Origin of the sequence: Clostridium sp. AF32-7AC (assembly GCF_003477925.1) — a bacterium.
Taxonomy (GTDB): Bacteria; Bacillota; Clostridia; order Lachnospirales; family Lachnospiraceae; genus Otoolea; species Otoolea fessa.
In genome coordinates, this window is sequence record NZ_QUEG01000014.1 from 14,585 (window position 1) to 36,433 (window position 21,849).

Consider the following 21,849-nt stretch of genomic DNA (forward strand, 5'->3'; position numbering starts at 1 on the left):
CAACATTTTTTCACACTTTATACCTATCTTTCTTATCTATTTTATCTGTTTTTACCTCACTTTCATTTCTTTTTTTAGATATTTTGCAATAAATATCTTGTATTTTTTGCTTGTTTTATGTTATAGTAAACACATAATTGCATCGAAAAATATAACGCATTTTATTTCACATTTATGAAAGGAGTTTACACCTTATGAGCAGACTCGTTATACCTACTAACAGCGAGGCTCAGAATGTCGTAGAAGGGCTTTACAAAGATCTGGAACGGCGCATCATCGCCAGCCCGCCAGGTCTTTGTCCTGTCGACCTGACCGCTGCATTTTTAAAAATGTGCCATGCACAGACCTGCGGCAAATGCGTTCCCTGCCGAATCGGTCTCGCGCAGCTCTCCAATCTTCTAGAAGACATCCTAAACGGAAAAGGAACCATGAAGCATTTAACCATGCTGGAGGAAACAGCCCGTGTCATCGAAAGCACGGCTGACTGTGCCATCGGCTATACCGCTGCCCAGATGGTTTTAAAAGGACTGGACGGCTTCAAAGAGGATTTTATGGAACATATCTTACACAACCGCTGCCGCAGTAATCTTGATCATCCGGTTCCCTGCGTAGCTCTGTGCCCGGCCGGAGTTGATATTCCGGGTTACATCGCCCTGACCGGCGAAGGACGCTATGCCGATGCAGTCCGCCTGATCCGCAAGGACAACCCATTCCCAACCGCCTGTGCGCTGGTATGCGAGCACCCATGCGAGTCCCGCTGCCGCCGCAACATGCTGGATAATTCTATCAATATCCGCGGTATCAAACGTGTAGCTGTGGATATGGCAGGATATGTACCAGCACCGGCCTGTCCAACCTCCACCGGCAAGCGCATCGCGATCATCGGCGGCGGCCCCAGCGGCCTGAGCGCTGCTTATTATCTGCAGCTGATGGGACATCAGACCACTGTATTTGAAAAACGCAAGAAACTCGGCGGCATGCTGCTGTACGGAATTCCAAGCTACCGCCTGCCACGAGAGCGCCTGCAGGATGATATCAATGTTATTCTGGAAACCGGTGTGGAAGTCCGTCTCGAAACTTCAGTCGGCAATGAGCCGGGACAGCTGTCTCTGGAAGAACTCCGCAAAGAATATGATGCTATCTACATCGCCATCGGCGCTCATAGTGATAAAAAGATTGGTATTGAGGGAGAAGATGCCGGCGGTGTTATCTCCGCTGTCGAATTTCTCCGTGCCATCGGTGACGGCAAATATCCAGATCTTAGCGGCAAGAAGGTCTGTGTTATCGGCGGCGGCAACGTAGCCATGGACGTAGCCCGTTCTTCTGTCCGCCTGGGCGCAAACAAGGTGGCAGTTGCCTACAGACGCCGCAAAGCTGATATGACAGCTCTTCCGGAAGAGGTTGAAAGTGCCATGGCTGAAGGCGTAGAGATCATGGAACTTTACGCACCGGAGCGGATTGAAGCAGACGAGGACGGCCAGGTAAAAGCTCTCTGGGTAAGCCAGCAGATGCCGGGAGAAATCCGCGGCGGACGTCCTTCACCGAAGGCTATCGGCACCGACTCTATCCCGGTTGAATGTGATATCGTCATCGCAGCTGTGGGTCAGGGCATCGAAAGCCGTTACTTCGTAGAACAGGGTATCGACGCAAAATGGGGCATCATCCAGGCAACCGGATGGACCTCCATTCAGAATATGCCGGGTATCTTCGCCGGAGGCGACTGTGCAACCGGACCGGCAACCGTGATCCGTGCAATCGCTGCCGGCAAGGTAGCCGCAGCCAACATCGACCAGTATCTCGGCTACAACCACGAGATTACCTGCGATGTGAAGATTCCGGAACCGGATCTCTCCGACCGTACTCCTTGCGGACGTGTCAACCTGACAGAGCGTCCTGCCGGAGAACGCAAATGTGACTTTACACTTACCGAATGCGGCATGAGCCTCAAGGAGGCTGGCCAGGAAGCCAGACGCTGCCTGCGCTGTGATCACTTCGGTTATGGAAACTTCAAAGGAGGGCGGACCACATCATGGTAAATACGAATCTTGTATCCATCAAAATTAATAATATACCACTGCAGGTTCCAGAAGGAACCCGGATTCTGGACGCCTGCCGCGACAATGGTTTTCACGTTCCTTATCTTTGCTATCTGAAAGATATCAACGAGATCGGTGCCTGCCGTGTCTGCGTTGTAGAAGTGAAGGGAATCCACCATCTCGTTACCTCCTGCAACAACCAGGTTCAGGAAGGCATGGAGATTCTCACAAACTCTCCCAGAGTCCGCGAAGCCCGCAAGATCAACGTGGAACTGCTTCTTTCCCAGCATCACACTAACTGTCCCACCTGTGTGCGCAGTTCCAACTGTGAATTAAAACAGGTGGCAAGTGATCTGAACCTGACCGTTGACCGTTATAAAAACGAATATCCGGAAATGATCTGGACTTCTACTTTTCCACTGATCCGCGATGCGGGAAAATGTATCAAATGCATGCGCTGCGTCCAGATCTGCGACAAGATCCAGACCTTAAATATCTGGGATGTGTCCGGAACCGGTTCCCATACAACCGTCGATGTTTCCCACAATCTGGAAATCAAAGAATCCGACTGTTCTCTCTGCGGACAGTGCGTTACCCACTGCCCGACTGCCGCCCTCCAGGAGCGGGATGATGTGGAGGCCATCAATGGTATCCACGGTGAACTGGCAAATGATGACAAGGTAACCGTAGCGGTTGTCGCTCCGGCTGTCCGGGCCGCATGGGGTGAAGAATTTGGTCTTTCCCCGGAATTTGCTACTGACAGACGTTTCGTATCCACCTTAAAATCCGTTGGATTTGACTATGTATTCGATGTTGACTTTGCAGCCGATCTGACCATCATGGAGGAAAGCAACGAGCTTTTAGCCCGCTTACAGCAGCCGGATAAATACAGCTGGCCTATGTTCACCTCCTGCTGCCCTGGCTGGGTCAGCTTTGCAAAGAGCCAATATCCGGAGCTTCTGCCGCAGCTTTCCACTGCCAAGTCCCCGCAGCAGATGTTCGGTGCTGTCATCAAAACTTATTTTGCACAGAAAAAAGGCATTGCACCGGAAAATATCACCTGTGTTTCCATCATGCCGTGTATGTCCAAGAAGCGCGAACTGACTCTTCCGGGCATGGACAGCGCCGGAACCGGACAAGATATTGATTATGTTCTGACCACCCGTGAGATATGCCGTCTCATCAAGGCCGATCATATCGATGTATCCAGACTTCCGGAGTGCGATTTTGACGATCCTCTCGGTGAAGCAACCGGAGCCGGTGTGATCTTCGGTGCCAGCGGCGGCGTACTGGAAGCAGCGCTTCGTACCGCTTACCACACCGTAACCGGTGAAAATCCGGAGATCGACGAGCAGAGTCCGCTGAAGGTTCTGCGCCAGATCGGTTCCTTTAAGGAACTGGAAATCGATATCAAGGGTGTGAAACTGCACTGTGCAGCACTCAGCAGCCTAGGAGAGGCCAGACGCCTCATTCAGGCGATGAAACGCGGCGAATGCCACTATGATTTCGTTGAAGTCATGGCATGTCCGGGCGGCTGTATCAACGGCGGCGGTCAGCCGATCCGCCCATCCTTCCAGAATAAGCCGAAGGACTGCGCAGACCGCGACCAGTGCCTGCGTGCTTATGATGTAAACAGCGCAATCCGGTTCAGCCATGAAAACCAGGCCGTTCAGACACTGTATGACGAGTATCTTGAAGCTCCGTTATCCGATCGTGCACATCATCTGCTGCATGTGGAGGAATATTAATATATCCAAACGGTCACACAACAAAACCCCAGAGAGTTGCCGCTCTCTGGGGTTTTGTGTCATTCACAGATGACCAATCTGAGGCTAGTTACCAACTACTTACTCCATCTTTTCTTCTAGCCTCTCAGCCTCTCTTCAATCTCCTCCATCTCCGGAATTGCCGAGATTCCGCCGCGGCGTTCGACGCACAGGCTTGCCACTGCGTTGCCGACCCTGCCAAACTGAATCATCTGCGCCCGGGTCAGGTGTTCCGGCGAGGTTTCTTCCTGCAGATAGGAGGCGAGAAAACCTCCCCAGAAGGAATCACCAGCGCCGGTTGTATCGACCGCATGGGAGGAAAAGCCCTCCGCTTTTACGATTCCATTTTCATTGCCGATCAGTGCGCCATCTCTTCCGAGCGTCACTGCCACCAGGTGCACGCCCTGACGGAGCAGATACTGAATCGCTTCCTCCGGGTCCTGATACGGGGTCAGAAGCGAGGTTTCTTCATCCGAAATCTTCATCATATCTACATAGGGAATCAGCGACTGCATCCGAAGCTGTGCGGTCTCCGGATCACTCCAGAGCGCCGCCCGGTAGTTCGGATCGTAGGAAATCACCGCACCGCTGTTTCTAGCAATATTGATCGCCTCATAGGTTGCCGTCCGGGATGGATCATCGGTCAGCGACAGGGAACCGACATGAAATACTCTCGTATTTTCCAGGATCTCCGGATCGATCTCTTTCATGCACAGATTCGTATCTGCCCCCGGCTTCCTCGCAAAGGCAAATTCGCGCTCCCCGTTTTCTTTCAGGCTTACAAATGCAAGCGTGGTAAAATACTTTTCATCCTGAATCAGGTTGTCCGTATTGATACCTGCCCGGATCAGGGTTTCCTTCAGGAAATCACCGTGCATATCCTTACCCACCTTGCCAATAAATGCTGTCTTCCTTCCAAATTTCGCAGCCGCCGCCAGCAGATTGGCCGGCGCACCTCCCGGATTCTGCTCAAACAGACGCATTCCCTGCTGTGAAACGCCTGCTGGAGTAAAATCAATCAGAAGCTCTCCCAGCGCTGTGATGTCTGTTTTTATTCTCATACGAATCATCCTCCGTATTACAAGTTATATCAATGGTGCCGCCATCCATCCCTCTCACAGGCGGACAGCCACATCCGTTCGTCTCTCACAAGGAATTTTACTTCCGAATCGCGATATTTGCAAATTCTACTTTCGCATCCTGCACCAGCAGACCGATCTCGTACTCCGGTTTCCGGAAAATACGATATGTAAATGCCACCTGCTCGCCCACAAATACCTCTACCATGTCATGATCCACCGAAATCTTGACGTCGATTGCCGCTCCATTTTCAATCGCAAAGGTTTTCTCTGCCACGCGCACGCCATCCGGTCCCGGTTCCGTTGCCTTCGGAACCGCCTGGCAGGACTGCTCCCAGAACGGGTCAACTCCCATCGGCAGGGACAGAAGAGACACTCGCTGCATCGCCACATCAAACTCTAAGAACAGGCAGCCGCTTGCCTCCCAGTCGGATTTCAACAGGATTCCGAAGGAATCATTCGCTTCTTTCGGGATCACCGTGCCGGTAAACAGGAACTTTTCTTCCGGCTGCTCCAGGAAACCATACGAGGTTGTCCCGCATCCATCCAGCTCAACCGTTGTATCTCCATACAGCTTGTATTCTCCCATGACCGGAAGGTATTTCCAGTCAACTTTCTCTTTAAAGCAGTTTACATATTCTTCCGGAAGCTTCACGTCCAGCTGTCCGTCTGCCGTTGCAACGACCTCATGCGGAATACAGAACGTGCCACCCCAGTACCACTCGCCGCGGTCGCTGTTTTCTGCACGGTCATGCGCCCAGGCAAAATAGAAACGGCGCCCGTTGTCATCCTGCATGGATTTAGCTGCATAGAAGCGGCGTCCGCCGATGCCGTCTTTCTTCGGCTTTTTCCACGGTCCAAACGGAGATTTGGAAGTGCGGTAAATCGTGTTGACAAACTCGGAAAAGCGGGAATAGGAAAGATACCAGGTATCGCCTATCTTGTACATCTCGCTGCATTCCGGACAATTCGTATTGCCTGCCGAATACAACGGACCATAATACTCCCAGTTTACCAGATCTTTCGAGCGGTACAGGACGATACAGCCGCGTCTTGTCACCGGCATATCCAGCCGTCTCGCCGAGATCAGAATCCAGTAGCATTTATCTTCCTCATTATAAAATACATACGGATCACGCCAGTCCAGCTTTTCATATAACTCTATCATCGGCGTGATAACCGGGTTTGCCGCGTCCTTCGTCCAGGTGATACCATCCTCGCTCGTCGCATGGCAGATCGTCTGCTGATATTCTGCCGTCAGGCAGTAACCCGTATAGAATGCGTGATATTTTCCTTCGCCGTAGATAACCGATCCCGTCCACACGCCGGACGCATCCGGCTCATCGCCCTCGCCCGGATACAGTGCTGTCGGCAGCTCCTCCCAGTGCACCAGATCCTCCGAAACAGAGTGGCTCCATGTAGTACGCAGTCTCGCCGGATATACCGTGGTTCCTGGCGGGGATGTCAGTGAAAAAATATGATATTTACCTTCATGATAAAACGGAATCGCGTCACCGGTCGAATCCGCAAATGACATTTTTCTGAAAAAGTCCATTCTTCTCTCCTTGCCTTTCTAAATGTGCTCTTGGAATCATTTCTTTTTTCTGAGGAGTGCCAGATTGCCCTTCTGGGAATCCAGTACAACCGCGCAGGCAATGATCAGACCCTTTACAATCAGCTGCCAGTAGGAGCTGACACCGATCAGATTCAGACCATTGGAAATAATACCGATTACCATCGCACCAAATACTGTGCCGCTGATACGTCCGCGTCCGCCTGCCATCGAGGTTCCGCCGAGGACACAGGCTGCGATCGCATCCATCTCATAGCCACTTCCGACGGACGGCTGTCCGGAATACATTCTCGATGCCAGAACCAGACCTGCAAACGCCGCCAGGGCGCCCGACAATGTAAACACGATGATCTCGACTTTCTTGATCGGAACACCAGAGAGACGCGCCGCCTCACGGTTTCCGCCGATTGCATACACATAGGTACCAAATTTTGTTTTAGAAAGCAGAAAACTAAATACGATAATTAAAATAACCATATAGACAACCGGCAGCGGAATAATGTTAAACAGATAACCCGTTCCGATTGCAATGAAAAACTTATCCGTAATACGGGTGGACTGTCCGCCCGAATATACATACGCGATACCGTTGCAGACATTCATCATTGCCATCGTAATGATAAATGCCGGAACACGGAATTTCGATACAACCATACCATCAATCAGACCAGCCACAACACCGATGATGATGCCAGCCGCAATCGCCACGCCAATCGGAAGTCCCTGATTAACTACAAATCCTACGGTCAGAGTTCCGCTCATCGCTACGATCGCGCCAACTGCCAGATCGATGTGTCCGAGAATAATAATCAACGTCATTCCCAGTGCAATGTATGTATTAATGGAAATCTGTCTGAGCACTGAAATGATATTGCTCGGTGTCAAAAATTTATCGGTTGCCAGTGCGACTACCACACATAAGATAACCAGCACTCCAATAATTCCTGTATTTCCGGTAAATACCGAGAGTACCGAATTGCCTGCTGTACTTTTCTTTCCGTTCATCACTCTTCGCCTCCTGCTGCATACTGCATGATTCTCTCCTGATCCAGTTCTTCTCTTCCGAGCATTCCCGTCATTTTTCCCGCCTTGATGACACATACGTTATCGCACATATTGATGATCTCCGGCAGCTCGCTGGATACCATGATAACGGCGATACCCGCCTTCGCCAGCTCATTAATAACGGAATAAATCTCAAACTTCGCATTGACATCGACGCCTCTCGTCGGCTCGTCCAGAATCAGGACATCCGGCTTGATTGCCAGCCATTTTCCAAGGACAATCTTCTGCTGGTTTCCGCCGGAAAGACTTCCCGCTTCCACCAGTTCCACCCGGTCTGCCACTGCTTTGATATGAAGCTTTTCTTTATAATAATCAATCACTTCCTGACATTTCCGGTCGCTGATGGCAATTCCGTTAATATAAGAGTCAATCGATGCCAGCGTGAGGTTAAAACCGACCGTATTGCCAAGGACAAGTCCCTGTTTTTTCCGATCCTCCGGCACCAGTCCGATGCCCGCCTTGATTGCCTGGATCGGTGTCGTGAAGCGGACTTCCTTTCCATTTAAAAGAATGGTTCCGCTCTGGTATTTTCTGGCTCCAAAGATACATTCCATGATCTCGCTTCGTCCGGCTCCGACCAGACCCGCAAATCCCAGGATCTCTCCCTTTCTTACCCGGAAGCTGATATCTGAGAACACACCCTCACAGGTTAAATTCTTCACTTCCAACGCCGTTTCTGCATGTTCCAGATCGTTGTAATCTCTGGCATAGAAGCTCTCTAACTCCCGTCCTACCATCATGGCTACCAGCTCGTTCGCATTCGTCTCCGATGTTTTTTTCGTTCCCACATAGGCGCCATCGCGGATGATGGTAACTCGATCCGAGATCCGGAACAGTTCTTCCATACGGTGGGAAATATATATAATGCTTACCTGTTTTGCTTTTAATCTCTCAATGATTCCAAATAACTGTTCTACCTCGTCATTGGAAAGGGAGGACGTCGGCTCGTCCATGACGATGATCCGTCCGTCGAAGGATACCGCCTTTACAATCTCAACCATCTGCTGCTGGGCGATCGTCAAAGATTCTACCAGCGTATCCGGGTGGATATTGACCCCGAGGTTTGCCAGCATCTCGCCTGCCCGGCGGTTCGTCTCCCGCATATCCACGGTGCCGAATTTCGTCTTGATTTCCCGTCCCAGGAACAGGTTCTGCGCGACCGTCAGGTACGGAACCAGGACGATCTCCTGATGTATGATTCCGATTCCTTTCTCCTGGGCGTCCGAAACACCATTTATCTCAGCTTCCTGACCATTAATCTTGATTGTTCCGCTGTCCGGTTTATAAATTCCTCCAAGGACCTTGATAAGCGTTGATTTACCCGCTCCATTTTCTCCCAGAAGCGCATGAACCTCGCCCATTTCCAGGGAAAAATTGATCCCTGACAATGCATAGATCCCGGAAAAACTTTTCTTGATATCTATCATTTCCAGAATTGTTTTTCCCATAGAACCCTCCGTTTTTTAGAAATGCGGCAATGAACCCCATCGCCGCATTTTCCATGTTTTATTTTATTTCACGTAACTGTTAAGCTTTCTCGCAGTTCATTACTGCCAGTCGTTCAGAGTCTTCTCTGCCTCTTCTTTCTCTACCAGATGAGAATCCAGATATACTTTCTTCTCATCGATTGCGGTATCGCCGCCTACATATTTCTCAGCTGCGTCAAATGCATATTCTGCAATCTGAAGCGGAACCTGGCATGCAACTGCGGTGAACTCGCCGTCTAAGAGTGCCTGTTTTCCATCCGGGGATGCATCGATGCTATATACACCGATCTCGCCGGTCTTGTTTGCTGCCTTGATAGCTGCTGCCGCACCCAGGGCAGACGGGTCATTGATACAGAAGAATGCTTCCAGATCCGGGTTTGCTGTGATGATATCCTCAGCCAGTCCCATCGACTGATCGAGCGCTGCACCGCCATCCTGCTGTGCTACAATCTCAAATTTATCTTTCTGATCGCCAAGACCCTCAAGGAAACCATTGACACGATCCACGCAGCTTTCATTGGACGGGAAATCCAGAACTGCAATTTTTGCGCCATCCGGATAATCTTTCGTCATCTGCTCGCCCACTAACTGGCCTGCCATATATGCGTTGGTTCCAACGAACTGTGTCACGAACTGTTCGATATCATCATCGATGACCGCGGTATCTACGTTGAAAATCGGAATACCCGCATCTGCAATCTCAGCCAGTCCGGAGGTAATACCTGCGGAGTCAACCGGGATAACAAATACTGCATCGTAACCGCTGTTTGCACAGTCAGATAACTGGCTGAGCTGCTTGTTTAAATCATAATCCGGATCCAGGCAGGTATAGGAAATGCCGTTTTCCTTGCACAGCTCGCTGAGCTTTGCATCAATGGAACTCTGGAAAGTATTGTTTAAAGTATTCGTACAGAATGCAAACGATAAATCGCTGGTCTTTGCCTCAGCCCCCTGCGTATCTGCCGCTGCCTCAGAAGCATCGGCTGCCGCTGTTGTATCGGTACTGCTGGAAGAGCCGCATCCTGCCAGCATTGCTGCCATCATGCAAACTGAAAGACCTGCTGCTGTAAATCTAAGACTTTTTTTCATAAATCTGATCCTCCTCTTACTTCATCACTATTTAGTGCATTTCAAACGGATTGTTATAGTTTTCTTTTTTACGTAAAAATTTTTCTCTCTGGAAGGAGTCTCCCTGTCTGATATCTAGATATTACTCTATTCCATGCCCTTTCGTCAATACTCTTGTGGCATATTGCACTAATTTCAGCGATATATTCATCCTGTTTTATTGATATTTATGCACTTCTACCGCTCTTTCTAATTTTTTACGTAAATTATATTTACCTTATCGTTTTGCTCCTATTTTTGTGCTATAATCAAAAAAACAGAAACACAAAACTGCGGCAAATTCAAATCCAGCCGCGCAGGAACAGCCGGACTAAATCCGTACCAGAAAGGGGGAGTTTTATGACCATCAAAGAAATCGCCGCAAAGGCAGGCGTCTCCATCGCCACCGTTTCCCATGTTATCAACCATACGCGCTATGTCAGCCCGGAACTGGTGGATAAAATCGAAGCTATTATTGAAGAAAGTGGATATTCTGAAAAAATCAAAAAAAAGGTGCGTAAAATCCGCAGCGGACGCAGTTCACAGATTGTCGCTGTCTTTCCAAATATCAAGAGCGCGCTCTACTGCGATCTGTGCAATCAGCTGCAGTCCTACGCGACCAGCCAGGGCTATCAGTTTTACACCGCCGTCACCAACGACAACCTGGAAGAGGAGAAAAGCATCCTGCAAAACTTAATCTCCAGTGCCAAGACCATCGGCATCTTTCTCTCCCCGGCAAGCAGCAATCCGGCTACCTATTCATTTCTCTATGAATCCGGTATCCCGTTTGTATGTGTCGAACGATTCATCGATGACGATGTCACTCCGCGGATCCTTTTTGATTACACCAAAGCATTTCACTCCGCTACTTCCTATTTTTTTGAGAGCGGACACGAAAATGTGCTGTTTCTGGTAGAAAAAACAGACAGCCTCGCCAAACAGGACAAGATTGCCGGATATGAGCGGGCGCTTCTCTCCGCCAACCATACCCTGAGCAGTTCCTGCATCGCGGAGATCAATCTGTATCAGTCCAGTGATACCATCAGCCTGAATATTCAGAAAAGCATCACCCGGTATCTCCCCACCGCTATCATCGCCGGTGGAAACCGGCTGACTATGTTTCTTCTCAAGGCGCTGCGGGAGCTGGGAAAAGACTGTCCGCGCGATATTTCCATCATCGGATTTGACGATATGCTCTGGTGCGAGCTGACCGCCCCACCGCTATCCTGCATCCACCGGGACATCGACCAGATGGCAGAACTCGCCTCGCAGGCACTCTTTGACGAGATCAACCACCTCTCCGGCGCACCTTTGACCCGCTACGCAGATGTAGAGCTGATTTTGCGTGATTCCACCCGGATCATCGACAACGGTCCGCTCGGTGAACACGCCGTCTCCCCGGACAGCATCCGCCTCTCCAAGGAGGAAAAACAGCTTTTGCGAACTGGAAATTACCGCGTCGCCATCTCCTTCCACTACACTGGAACCGCCTGGGCTGCCCTGCATCAGAAAGGCATCCGGGATGAACTGGAACAGTACGGAATCGATATTATTTCCACCATGGACGCCCATTTTGATCCTGCCCTCCAGAATATGCAGCTCGAAAGCATCAAAATGCAGCACCCGGACGCCGTCATCGCCATCCCCACCGACGATGTCCAGACGGGTCCGGCATTTCAGGAATTGTCCAAAATGACGCGGCTGATCTTTTTAAGCAATGTCCCGCAGAATTTCAGCCGGAACAATTACGTCTCCTGTATCTCCGTCAATGAGCGGGAAAATGGCACCAATACAGGGCGCATGATCGGTGAATATCTGAAAGAAAAACCGCACGCCAAAGTCGGCTTCATCATCCACGGTGCCATGTTTTATGGCACTACCGAGCGTGATAACTGTGCCGAAAAAATATTAAGGGAATCCTATCCCGACATTGAAATCACTGCCAGAAAGGGATTTATTCAAATTGAAAATGCCTACAAGGTATGCTATGAGATGATAAACGAGCACCCGGATATCCAGGCGCTCTATGTGAGCTGGGACCGCCCCGCCCTGCTCGCCATCAAGGCCCTAAAAGCTTTGAACCGGACAGATATCGCTGTCTTTACCACAGATCTGGATTTTGAGATTGCAGAAGAAATGAATCAAGGATTTGTAAAAGGACTCAGCACCCAAAGACCATATGACCAGGGAAAAGCAGCCGCTCTTGCAGTCGCTAAATCCCTGGTTAGTGATAAGGTTCCAAAATATATTGGAGTGCAGCCTTATGTAGTTCATGAAAAACAGCTGAAACGTGCCTGGAAGGATATTTTCTTTGAGGCACTGCCGGAGGAGCTGGGGTAAAAAAGCTCACCGCTTCAGCAGCTCCGGCGCCATCTCCTGAAACAGCTTCGCGAGCGCCATCGCCGCCCGCGAGCGGTATTTTCCAGCGGGCCAGGCGAGCGCCAGATCGAGGAAAATACCATCTTTCCCGATCCGCAGATAGCGGAACTCATCCCGCATGATGCGGCAGGAACGGTAAGTAAATGCGAGTCCGACTCCCTCCCGCGCCATCGCCGCAGCGAAGGAGGCGGAGAGGTAGGTGTCGAGTCCCAGCGGTTCCACGCCAGCCTCGCGCAGGGAGCGGCGGCCAGTCCGTCCGAGGACGGTGCTGGGCGGTCCCAGAATATACTCAAATGGTGCGGTGTCCTTTAGGTCGATCCACATCTGTTCCGGCTCCGATTCACATGGCTTCGCAAACGCCATGACCGGGTGGTCGGCGGTGGTGGCGATCATGATCTCATCCCGCATCAGGAAATCCACACCGTGTTTGATCCGAACCGGTGGCGCGGCTATCAGCGCCAGATCTAAAAGTCCCTCTAAAATCTTATTTTCCAGATCAATACTGTCCATCTCACAGATCTCCACATGAACTCGTGGATACAGGGCATGGAATTTTTTCAGGACCGGCGGCAGCAGGTAGGTCCCCCGGTAGGTACTGATGCCGAAAATGACAGTGCCGCCCTTTAAATTTTCAATATCCGAAGCCTCGCTGCGCGCCTCCTGGTACTGCTGTAAAATCTGTCTGGCATGGAAAATAAATGCCTCCCCGGCAGAGGTTGGACGGACCCCGCGGGCAGTACGGACGAAAATCGGCGTCCCCAGATCCTGTTCAAACAGGCGGACCGCCTGACTTAAGCTCGACTGCGCCATAAACAGTTTTTCAGCTGCGCGGGAGATGCTTCCCTCGTTAGCGACGGTTACGATATAGTCTAGTTCCTTTAAATCCATGAGAATCCCCCTCACGAGATATCGGAATTTCCGATATCTGGTATAACAAATCTTGCCTTTCTCCTATAACAAAAATAGTATAAGATAAAAACAAGCAAAAATCAATGGCAGAGACTGAAGCAGCGGCTGGAAAATCGAATAGGAATCCGGCGAGGGAACACAGCTTTGAAAAAGCCTCTGTGGACGATTATAAATAGGAGGAATAAGCAAGATGAAACAGGATTTAATGAAGGGTGTTATCGACATGCACGTTCACACGAATCCAGATCTGCGTCTGCGGGCGTATGATGATTTCGAACTGATGGAGGCGGCGATCCGGGTTGGGGCACGCGCTATCGTCATCAAGACACATCAGGGAACCACGATGGATCGGGCGTATCTGTGCAACCGCCACAACGAGATTGTACACGGGAAAACGAACAATTTTACGATGTTTGGCAGTATTACCTTAAATAAGGTAGTCGGCGGCATCAATCCGAAGGCAGTCGATGTGGCGCTTCGCCTGGGAGCAAAGGTGGTATGGCTTCCGACCCAGTCGGCGAAGAACCATATGCAGAAGATGAACCAGGATCTGAGCCAGAGCGTGGAGGTCGTAAAAGATGGAAAGATCGTGCCGGAGCTTCGTTCCGTGCTGGAACTGATCCGCGACCACAATGCGGTACTGGGAACCGCTCACATCGCACCGGAGGAGATTTTCACGGTTGTGGAAGCTGCACGGGATATGGGAGTAAAAAACATCGTTGTAACCCATCCTGAATGGTGGATTGTAGGCATGAGCCATGAGGATCAGCTTCGCCTGGTAAAGGATTATGACGTTATCTTAGAGCGCTGCTATGCACAGAACATGGGCGGCGGAAAGTATAAGAGCAATCTGGCAGACAACCTGGAACTCATCAAAGAGGTTGGCTATAAAAATGTCATGGTTGATACCGATGGCGGCCAGACAGAAAACCCGCATTGGGAGCTGGCGCTGGCAGAATATATGCAGTATCTGGTAGATCATGGAATTCCGGAAGAACACGTGTACCATATGACGCACACTATTCCGGCAAAACTGTTGGGCATCGAAGAATAGGGGGACGCGTCATATGTTAAGTGCAGTTTTGGTGGCATCCATTGCGGTTGCCGTTATATTGGGATATAAAACGAAAATCAATACGGGATTTTTCTGTATTGCCTTTGCATACCTGATTGGTTGTTTTGGCATGGGATTGAAAACAAAAGAACTGATTGGCTTCTGGCCGGTCAGCACCATGTTCGTCATCCTGTCAGTATCACTGTTTTACAACTTTGCAGCTGTGAATGGAACCCTTGAAAAAATGTCGGCCAGTCTTCTCTATATGTGCCGTAAGTTTCCGGGCATGCTTCCTTTTGCATTATTTTTTGTAGCAGTTGTACTTTCTGTTATGGGCGCTGCATACTTTACCGTTCTGGCATTCCTGGCACCGATTACCATCCTTATCTGTGAGGAAGCAAAGATGGACAAGCTGACCGGTGCGGTGGCGATCAACTGCGGTGCACTGGCAGGCGGAAACTTCCCCACAGCTTCGCTGGGCGTCGTATTCCGCGGTCTGATTGATACTGCTTATGAAGCAGAACCAGCATTTGAAGCAACGAATTCCTTTGTAGATGAAATGAAAATTTTTGGTTTCGCGATTGTATTTTCTCTGATTCTGATTGCAATTTTCCGCTTCGGTTTCAAGAGCAACCGCGGTATCGGAAAAGGCGTAACGTTCAATCGCCCGGAGCCGTTTGACAAGAAACAGAAAACAACCTTGCATTTAATGATTCTGATGATGGTGATTGTCCTGGTATTCCCGCTCTTAAAGATGGCAGTTCCTGGCAATGAGCTGATTGCAAAAATTGCCGGAAAGGTTGATGTAGGACTGGTGGCATTCTTCTTTACCATCATCGCACTGCTCTTTGATCTGGCACCGCAGAAGGAAGTTATCGCACGTGTTCCGTGGAACACCATCCTCATGATTGCCGGAGCCGGCATGCTTATCGCCGTTGCAGTTCAGGCCGGTACCATTGATGCATTATCTGCATGGATTGGTTCCAATGTTCCGACAGCCCTGATTCCGCTGGCATTCAGCTTTGTAGGCGCATTTATGAGTTTCTTCAGTTCTACAACCGGTGTTGTAGCACCAGCCCTGTTCCCGCTGATTCCGGGACTTGCGGCAGCAACCGGATTAAATCCGGCAGCACTCTTTGCCTGCACGATTCTTGGTGCACAGAGCAGTGCGATCAGCCCGTTCTCATCCGGCGGCAGCCTGATTCTTGGTTCCTGCGGAAACGAGGAAGACCGAAATCACCTGTTCAACCGCCTGCTTTTTGTGGCAGTGCCGATCAGCGTTATCTGCTGTGCGGTATATAACCTGATTGTAGCAGTTGTTCTGTAAGGGAAATTTTATCTCAGTCGAGAAAACTCCCACATCTTCAGGTGGTGAGTAATAGCAAATTTGTCTCAGTGGAAGCCTTGTCTCCGACTGAGATAAACGCTCCGCTAGGATGCGCAGTGATTCTGTAAAGAATATGTCAGCTTACGCTGACCAGAATCACGCGCCAAGTCTCACGGACGTTCGACTTGAATGAGAAGTTGTTTGTTCGAAAAGCTGTCAGCCTGTTCTGGCAGCTTTCGATAAAATATGAAGATTGGAAGTAACTGTTCAGTAGGTCAGCAGGCAAAAATCCCATTGCCGTAGGCAATTTTTAATGGATTTTTGCGCGTGACTGTGAAGGTACTGAACAGTTACGATTGGGAAAATCAAGAAGGAGGATAAAGAAATGAGTCATAAAATTACAGTATTTCGCGGCGATGGTATCGGTCCGGAGTTAGTTGATAATGTGTTAAAGATTTTAAAAGCGGCAGATGCACCGCTGGAATATGAAATTTTCAATGTTGGTGAGGATGAGTGGAAACGCAACGGTGCTTTGATTCCAGAGGAAGCTTATGCTTCCTTCGAGCGCACCAAAGTACTCTTAAAATCCCCGATTACGACTCCGGTTGGAAAAGGATTCCGCTCCCTGAATGTAACACTTCGCGGACAGTATGACCTGTATGCCAATATCCGCCCGGTTAAGTCCAACGCGGCAGTAAAAACTCCATTTGAGAATGTGGATATCGTGATTTTCCGCGAAAATACAGAAGGTCTTTATGTTGGTGTAGAGGAGCAGGTAAATCCGGATACAGTTCATGCAATTAAGATTGTTACAAGACAGGCAAGCGAGCGCATTATCCGCGATGCATTCGAGTATGCGAAAAAGAACGGACGCAAGAAAGTAACCTGTATTCATAAGGCAAATATCCTGAAAATGTCCGATGGCATGTTCCTTTCCATTTTCAAAGAGATTGCAAAGGAATATCCGGAGATTGAAGGTGATGATAAAATCATCGATAACACCTGCATGCAGCTTGTCATGAATCCAAACCAGTTTGATGTTATGGTAATGCAGAACCTGTACGGAGATATTCTTTCGGACCTGTGCAGCGGCCTGATCGGAGGCCTGGGACTCGTTCCATCCAGCAATATCGGTTCTGACTATGCTATGTTTGAGGCCGTACATGGCAGTGCACCGGATATTGCAGGCAAGCACCTGGCAAACCCGACCGCATTCCTGTGGTCTGCCTGCATGATGTTAGAGTACTTAGGTGAAAATGAGACCGCCGGACGCATCCGCAAGGCTGTGGATGAGGTTCTGGCAGAAGGCAAGCACCTGACAAGAGATCTGCATGGAACTGCAACCACCGAGGAATATGTGGACGCAGTGATTGCGAGACTGTAAAACTTCATACACGCACAGCAAAAGCCCCGGAATTTTTTGATTCCGGGGCTTTAATATATTATATTGTGCTAAACACTAAGCTTTTGCAATCTCCTGAAGGATCGCAATAATTACTTCTTCCATCCGATAGAAAGATTCCACATCTGCTTTTTCATGCGGTGTATGAACATCATAAAGATTTGCACCACAGGAAATCATATCGATATGATCTCCCAGTTTTTCTGCCAGATATCCACATTCGATTCCGGCATGAATTCCTGTGAAAACAGCATCTTTTCCAGAATACTCACGGTATGTCTTCGCACAAATATCACGAAGTTTAGATTCTTTACGATATTCCCACTGCGGATAATCACCATGGAAGGTGCAGTTCATTTCCAATGCCTTCGATAATATCTGCATTTTTTCTTTTAACTGTGCTTTTTCTAATTTTACAGAGCTTCTTCCGGAACACAGGAACTCAAGTGTTCCATCCTGAATCGTCATACTGCCTATATTAGAAGATGTCTGTACCATTTCCACATTTTCTCTGGTTCGGCTGATAACGCCGCACGGAAGAAACGTAATTGCCTCGATAATCAAATTCACCGTTTCCTTTGTAAACACAGTTACCTCTTTTTTCTGCTCTTCCTTCTCCAGGCGGAATGACAGGTTTTCTGTTTCAGAAAACTGTGCTTTCAGCATTTCTTCCAGTTTAGAGAGTTCTTTTAATAATGCCTCTTCGTCCTGACTTGATGTGTGCATAACAATCGTTCCCTTAGATGCAATTGCATTTGCTTTTCCAGGCGCATCCAGCGAAGAAATACGTGCAAATGGAGCAATATGATAAAGAATTCTTCCCACAAGCTGAATTGCATTTGCTTTTCCAAGAGCTATATCCAGACCCGAATGTCCTCCGCTTAATCCACATAATGTCAATGTATATGCAATATCTTCCGTTGAGCCCGTATATTTCAGCGGAAGAGAAAGATCGGTTCTGACTCCTCCTGCACAGCTTGTAAAGAAAACACCTTCTTCTTCTGCATCCAAATTAATCAGATAGCTTCCTTTGACATCTGTAAGTTCCAGATGCTTAACTCCCTCTAGGCCCACTTCTTCACTGGAAGTAATTAAAATCTCCAGGGCCGGAAGCGGCAGATCATTTCGATCCAGCAAATCCATTGCATAAGCAACTGCCAGTCCGTTATCAGCACCAAGAGAGGTTCCATCCGCTGATTTCAAATAACCATCTTCTTCCACAACATGGATACCATCTTCGTACTTATGAGTGCTATCTGCGCTCTTTTCATAGACAATGTCCATATGACCCTGCACAATAACCGTTGGTCCCTTATATCCAGGAATCGTTGACGGTTTCCGAATCAGCACATTATGATGGGCATCCCGTTCTGCCTGCAGGCCTCTGGCTTTTGCAAAATCGAGCAGATACTGGCTGATCGCTTCCTCGTCACCGGTTTGTCTCGGAATACGGCAGATATCTTTAAAATATTGAAGCAGCTTTTCATTTTTAGATTGTCTTTCCATAAATATAATCTCCCCGTACATACAATTTGATACGAAAATTTAGGATAAACGCTTTTGAGATAATAGGGCGCTGACAATTCTGACAGCGCCCTTTCCCAATTAGAGGTATTATTTAGGTATGTTTACTACCATTGTAATGATTAATATCCTTCAACGCCAAGTGCTTTACAGAATTTTCTTGCTTCCGGATCTACATAGATTCCGTTTTCTTCCAGCTTATAGCCATCCAGAAGAATCGTCGGTTTAGAAACAATACCATCTGTATGAGCAGCAGCATCCCAGCAAGCTCCCATTAAGCTGGCTCCCTGACTTCCGATACCCATCTCGATACATCCAAAGAGTCTCTCATCCTCAACAATACGTCCGGTAGGTTTGGTTACGCCCGGGTTAAAGCCGATGGAATAATGAGCCAGACGGAACATATTCGGGTCATTAAATTTATTCAGCCATTTTTCGAAGATAGCAGCATCTTTTCCGCCTTCTATTTTTGTTACAACACCTTTTTCCAGGGTCAGCTCTACATTGCTGTTAAGAAGACCTAATGTATCCGGTGGGAACAGAGCAGAATCAAAAATTAATTTACCATTGATAGTCTCCTCTACCGGACACCAGCTTACCTGACCGCCTAACATAACCGGATAGCCCTTCTTGGTTGCTCTCTGTCCAGAATGTTTAACGCCGCGTCCCTGATTGTAGCCAACTAAATTTGTTCCATTCTTATCCGTAACAATTACTTCATTTGAGCGATGAACTTTATCTGTCAGATACTCACCAAATTCAATCAGGACATCATAGTCAACACGGCCAACCGTATTTACCAGCATGATAACATCCATACCATTTAAGCAAGTAAATCTTGCACCATTCTCCATTGCTTTTCTAAAGCAAGGAGTATGCATAGAGCAATAGTATGCTAACTCAATCCATACATCTGCATGCACTACTGCATCTGCAACCGGGCGAATCGGTTCTTCATACGCTTTTCCGGAAGTCGGATAGTGAATAATAACCGGATTTGCACCAACTGAATATGCTGCACCTGCAACCGCCTCAACCACACGGAAATCTGCAGATGTATCAGCGGTGATAACTACATTTTCACCCTCTTTTACAAGCATGAAATCACGTACCAGTTTTAAAGCAGCACTTGTTACTTCAAATGATAAGTAAGTGTTTGACATTTCTACGCCAACCGGATATTCCATAATAAGTTCCTCCTATAATATATATTTTTATTTATTAAGTTTCTTTCCAAGGTTCATCGTGGAGCTGAAGAAGCTGTACAGGGCGGCACCGGTAATGAATCCGGCACCCAGAATATACAGTTTACTCTGTCCAAGATCACCATATTTCTTAACTACAATGTAACGAATCAAAAGACCAACGAGTACTGTAATACCAGCCATCGGAGAAGCAATCAGAAGACCGGTCGCAAATAAAACACCTAACTGACGGCCTGAACCGCCGATTGCCTGAAGAAGTGCTCCCGGGATAGCCCAGATAATCAGGTTCTTTGCTACTGCCATATTAGTTCCTGCATCAATAGTTGCCACATATACAGCATCAACCGGTGCGAGCATTCCTTTTTCAAAATATGCTTTGTAAGTAAAGAGAACAACCAGAATTGCAATTACAGCACTGACCATTTTTGCAATATACTGCTGTCTTCTTCCTTCCATCTCAAACGGAACATCTTCACCGTTGCCTCTGACAATATAACCAGATTTCAGGTCATATGCCATATCAGCAAAGGCCGGTCCGGTTGCGGAAGTAAAGCCAACCAGGATTGCCAGCTGTGCCGGCGGGAATCCAAACAGCATTCCAAGAATCAGGAAAATGAAAGCTGTTGCAAATGCCGGGAACCATCCGGAGTGCATGGCGGAGATACCAACAATCAGCTCGGAAATGATTGCAGAAAGGGCTGCAAAGATAATCCACCATACGAACATTCCAGCACTCATATCTGCCGAAAATCCACACATAATTGCCATAACAATGGATACCAGAATATATGCGCCAAAACCTTCTGCAAGGGAGAACTTCATGCTCTTTAAGCTTCTGGTAAATTCTTTCTTTTCTACCTTTCCAGTTGCAGCCTCAGCTGCTGCCGCTTCTTTTTCTTTCTTGCTCTTTTTCTGAAGAATCAGAATCATCTGGATAAGAGCAACGAATCCGGCACCAATCATGACACCATGAGGTACATAGTAATCGCCAAGTTTGATGTTGAAGAATTTCGGAGTGTATTCGGAAATCAGAAGGCCCACGCCAAATGCACCAAGAGCCCACATATTTCCAATCCAGCCTACGCCCAGGATATCGGTCGGAATACCAAAAATCTTTCCAACGATTCCGCCAACCATACCAATCATAAGGATAACGGAGTTCTTTCCCTTTTCAGCAACTGCCAGCATAGCCTCTGCTGCTGCAATACCGGGTGCCCATGCTTCTTTTGCCGGGAACATCTCTGTATCAAACACCTTATAAAGAATCGTTGCATCAATGATTACTGCTAATGAAGCACCTACCATCATTGGAATAACCAGATCATGTCTTCCTAACAGATAAGGAATACCGATGGATAAGAAAATACCGTTTGAAGCAGCGAACGTTGCACCTGACATAGCTGTCTGGACAAGGTTCTGGGTATTAATATCTTTATATTTCTGGAATATCTTCAACGGAATTCTGGCAATAATAATTGCAAACAGTGCACCGATGATGGATGTATTTGTACTGATTCCCAATCTGGCAATTAACTCGAGACCAATGATTGAACCAATCACAGAAACTAAAATATTTAACAACATAATAGCTGGATCCCATGCAGATGGGTGTTTTTTATTCATAAATTTCCTCCTTTCTTTTGTCATGCAATGAATGAATTCAGATTAGTATACTTTTTTGAAATTCACGAAAAATATTTTTCTTTGTCTTGATCTTAGCATATAAATCAAATAAAATGAAATTATGTTATTTTATAAAGTGATAAATCTGTATTATACAGACTGTAGTCTGAATTTTGGTCTACAAATTCAAGAATACCCAGGTATTCTTGCTACTAGATGTGCGTTATTTCATATCTGATATAGCCCGCCACCCACGAAATCGCCTTATACAGATATTCACGCAGAAAGGAGAGAGTATATCTGTGTTAAATTA

At 48.0% G+C, this 21,849-nt stretch carries 15 protein-coding genes; 6 read left to right on the forward strand and 9 right to left on the reverse strand.

Going from position 1 to position 21,849, the window contains the following annotated elements:
• Positions 1–194: 194 nt before the first annotated feature.
• Together DWZ45_RS13820 and DWZ45_RS13825 are read left to right on the forward strand one after the other, a co-directional pair.
• The gene (locus tag DWZ45_RS13820; protein ID WP_118469464.1) at positions 195–2,036 is read left to right on the forward strand and encodes an NAD(P)-binding protein; all 1,842 of its coding nucleotides are present in this window, start codon (positions 195–197) and stop codon (positions 2,034–2,036) included.
• Positions 2,030–3,784 (forward strand): [FeFe] hydrogenase, group A, encoded by a 1,755-nt coding sequence (locus DWZ45_RS13825; protein WP_118469465.1) that lies wholly within the window; start codon positions 2,030–2,032, stop codon positions 3,782–3,784. Before DWZ45_RS13820 ends, DWZ45_RS13825 begins: the two co-directional genes overlap by 7 nt.
• A gap of 116 nt (positions 3,785–3,900) precedes the next feature.
• Here DWZ45_RS13825 and DWZ45_RS13830 read toward each other — a convergent pair whose 3' ends face one another.
• The 5 genes from DWZ45_RS13830 to DWZ45_RS13850 form a co-directional block, all read right to left on the reverse strand.
• Complete coding sequence (locus tag DWZ45_RS13830; RefSeq protein ID WP_181357259.1) at positions 3,901–4,863, reverse strand: carbohydrate kinase; 963 nt, start codon at positions 4,861–4,863, stop codon at positions 3,901–3,903.
• 97 nt (positions 4,864–4,960) lie between these two features.
• The gene (locus DWZ45_RS13835; RefSeq protein ID WP_117796628.1) at positions 4,961–6,436 is read right to left on the reverse strand and encodes a glycoside hydrolase family 32 protein; all 1,476 of its coding nucleotides are present in this window, start codon (positions 6,434–6,436) and stop codon (positions 4,961–4,963) included.
• A gap of 36 nt (positions 6,437–6,472) precedes the next feature.
• Complete coding sequence (locus DWZ45_RS13840) at positions 6,473–7,459, reverse strand: ABC transporter permease (protein WP_107001726.1); 987 nt, start codon at positions 7,457–7,459, stop codon at positions 6,473–6,475.
• The gene (locus tag DWZ45_RS13845; protein WP_118469466.1) at positions 7,459–8,967 is read right to left on the reverse strand and encodes a sugar ABC transporter ATP-binding protein; all 1,509 of its coding nucleotides are present in this window, start codon (positions 8,965–8,967) and stop codon (positions 7,459–7,461) included. The genes DWZ45_RS13840 and DWZ45_RS13845 overlap by 1 nt, the downstream gene beginning before the upstream one ends.
• 99 nt (positions 8,968–9,066) lie before the next feature.
• A complete protein-coding gene (locus DWZ45_RS13850) occupies positions 9,067–10,095 on the reverse strand; it encodes a sugar ABC transporter substrate-binding protein (RefSeq protein WP_107001728.1) in 1,029 nt (342 codons plus the stop codon).
• Between the two features lie 378 nt (positions 10,096–10,473).
• Between DWZ45_RS13850 and DWZ45_RS13855 the strand changes: the two genes are divergently transcribed.
• On the forward strand, positions 10,474–12,453 hold the full coding sequence (locus DWZ45_RS13855; RefSeq protein ID WP_118469467.1) for a LacI family DNA-binding transcriptional regulator: 1,980 nt from the start codon (positions 10,474–10,476) through the stop codon (positions 12,451–12,453).
• Between the two features lie 6 nt (positions 12,454–12,459).
• Here the strand turns inward: DWZ45_RS13855 and DWZ45_RS13860 are convergent, their stop codons facing one another.
• Complete coding sequence (locus DWZ45_RS13860) at positions 12,460–13,380, reverse strand: LysR family transcriptional regulator (RefSeq protein WP_022360660.1); 921 nt, start codon at positions 13,378–13,380, stop codon at positions 12,460–12,462.
• Between the two features lie 211 nt (positions 13,381–13,591).
• Between DWZ45_RS13860 and DWZ45_RS13865 the strand changes: the two genes are divergently transcribed.
• The 3 genes from DWZ45_RS13865 to DWZ45_RS13875 all read left to right on the forward strand — a co-directional run bounded on the left by DWZ45_RS13865 (position 13,592) and on the right by DWZ45_RS13875 (position 17,166).
• Positions 13,592–14,455, forward strand: a complete 864-nt coding sequence (locus tag DWZ45_RS13865; protein WP_022360659.1) for a DUF6282 family protein — start codon at positions 13,592–13,594, stop codon at positions 14,453–14,455.
• A 13-nt stretch (positions 14,456–14,468) separates the two neighbouring features.
• A complete protein-coding gene (locus tag DWZ45_RS13870) occupies positions 14,469–15,782 on the forward strand; it encodes an SLC13 family permease (protein WP_118469468.1) in 1,314 nt (437 codons plus the stop codon).
• A 385-nt stretch (positions 15,783–16,167) separates the two neighbouring features.
• Positions 16,168–17,166, forward strand: a complete 999-nt coding sequence (locus DWZ45_RS13875) for an isocitrate/isopropylmalate dehydrogenase family protein (protein ID WP_022360657.1) — start codon at positions 16,168–16,170, stop codon at positions 17,164–17,166.
• Positions 17,167–17,241: 75 nt separating this feature from the next.
• On the opposite strand, the gene pepD is transcribed toward DWZ45_RS13875, so the two are convergent.
• From pepD to DWZ45_RS13890, 3 genes are all read right to left on the reverse strand, one after another.
• Positions 17,242–18,690: a beta-Ala-His dipeptidase gene (gene pepD, locus DWZ45_RS13880; protein WP_182426687.1), complete on the reverse strand. Its 1,449-nt coding sequence runs from the start codon at positions 18,688–18,690 to the stop codon at positions 17,242–17,244.
• A 140-nt stretch (positions 18,691–18,830) separates the two neighbouring features.
• Entirely contained in the window at positions 18,831–19,895 is a 1,065-nt protein-coding gene (locus tag DWZ45_RS13885; protein WP_022360655.1) for a hypothetical protein, read from the reverse strand.
• 27 nt (positions 19,896–19,922) lie between these two features.
• Positions 19,923–21,536 (reverse strand): OPT/YSL family transporter, encoded by a 1,614-nt coding sequence (locus tag DWZ45_RS13890; RefSeq protein WP_227589784.1) that lies wholly within the window; start codon positions 21,534–21,536, stop codon positions 19,923–19,925.
• Positions 21,537–21,849: the final 313 nt, after the last annotated feature.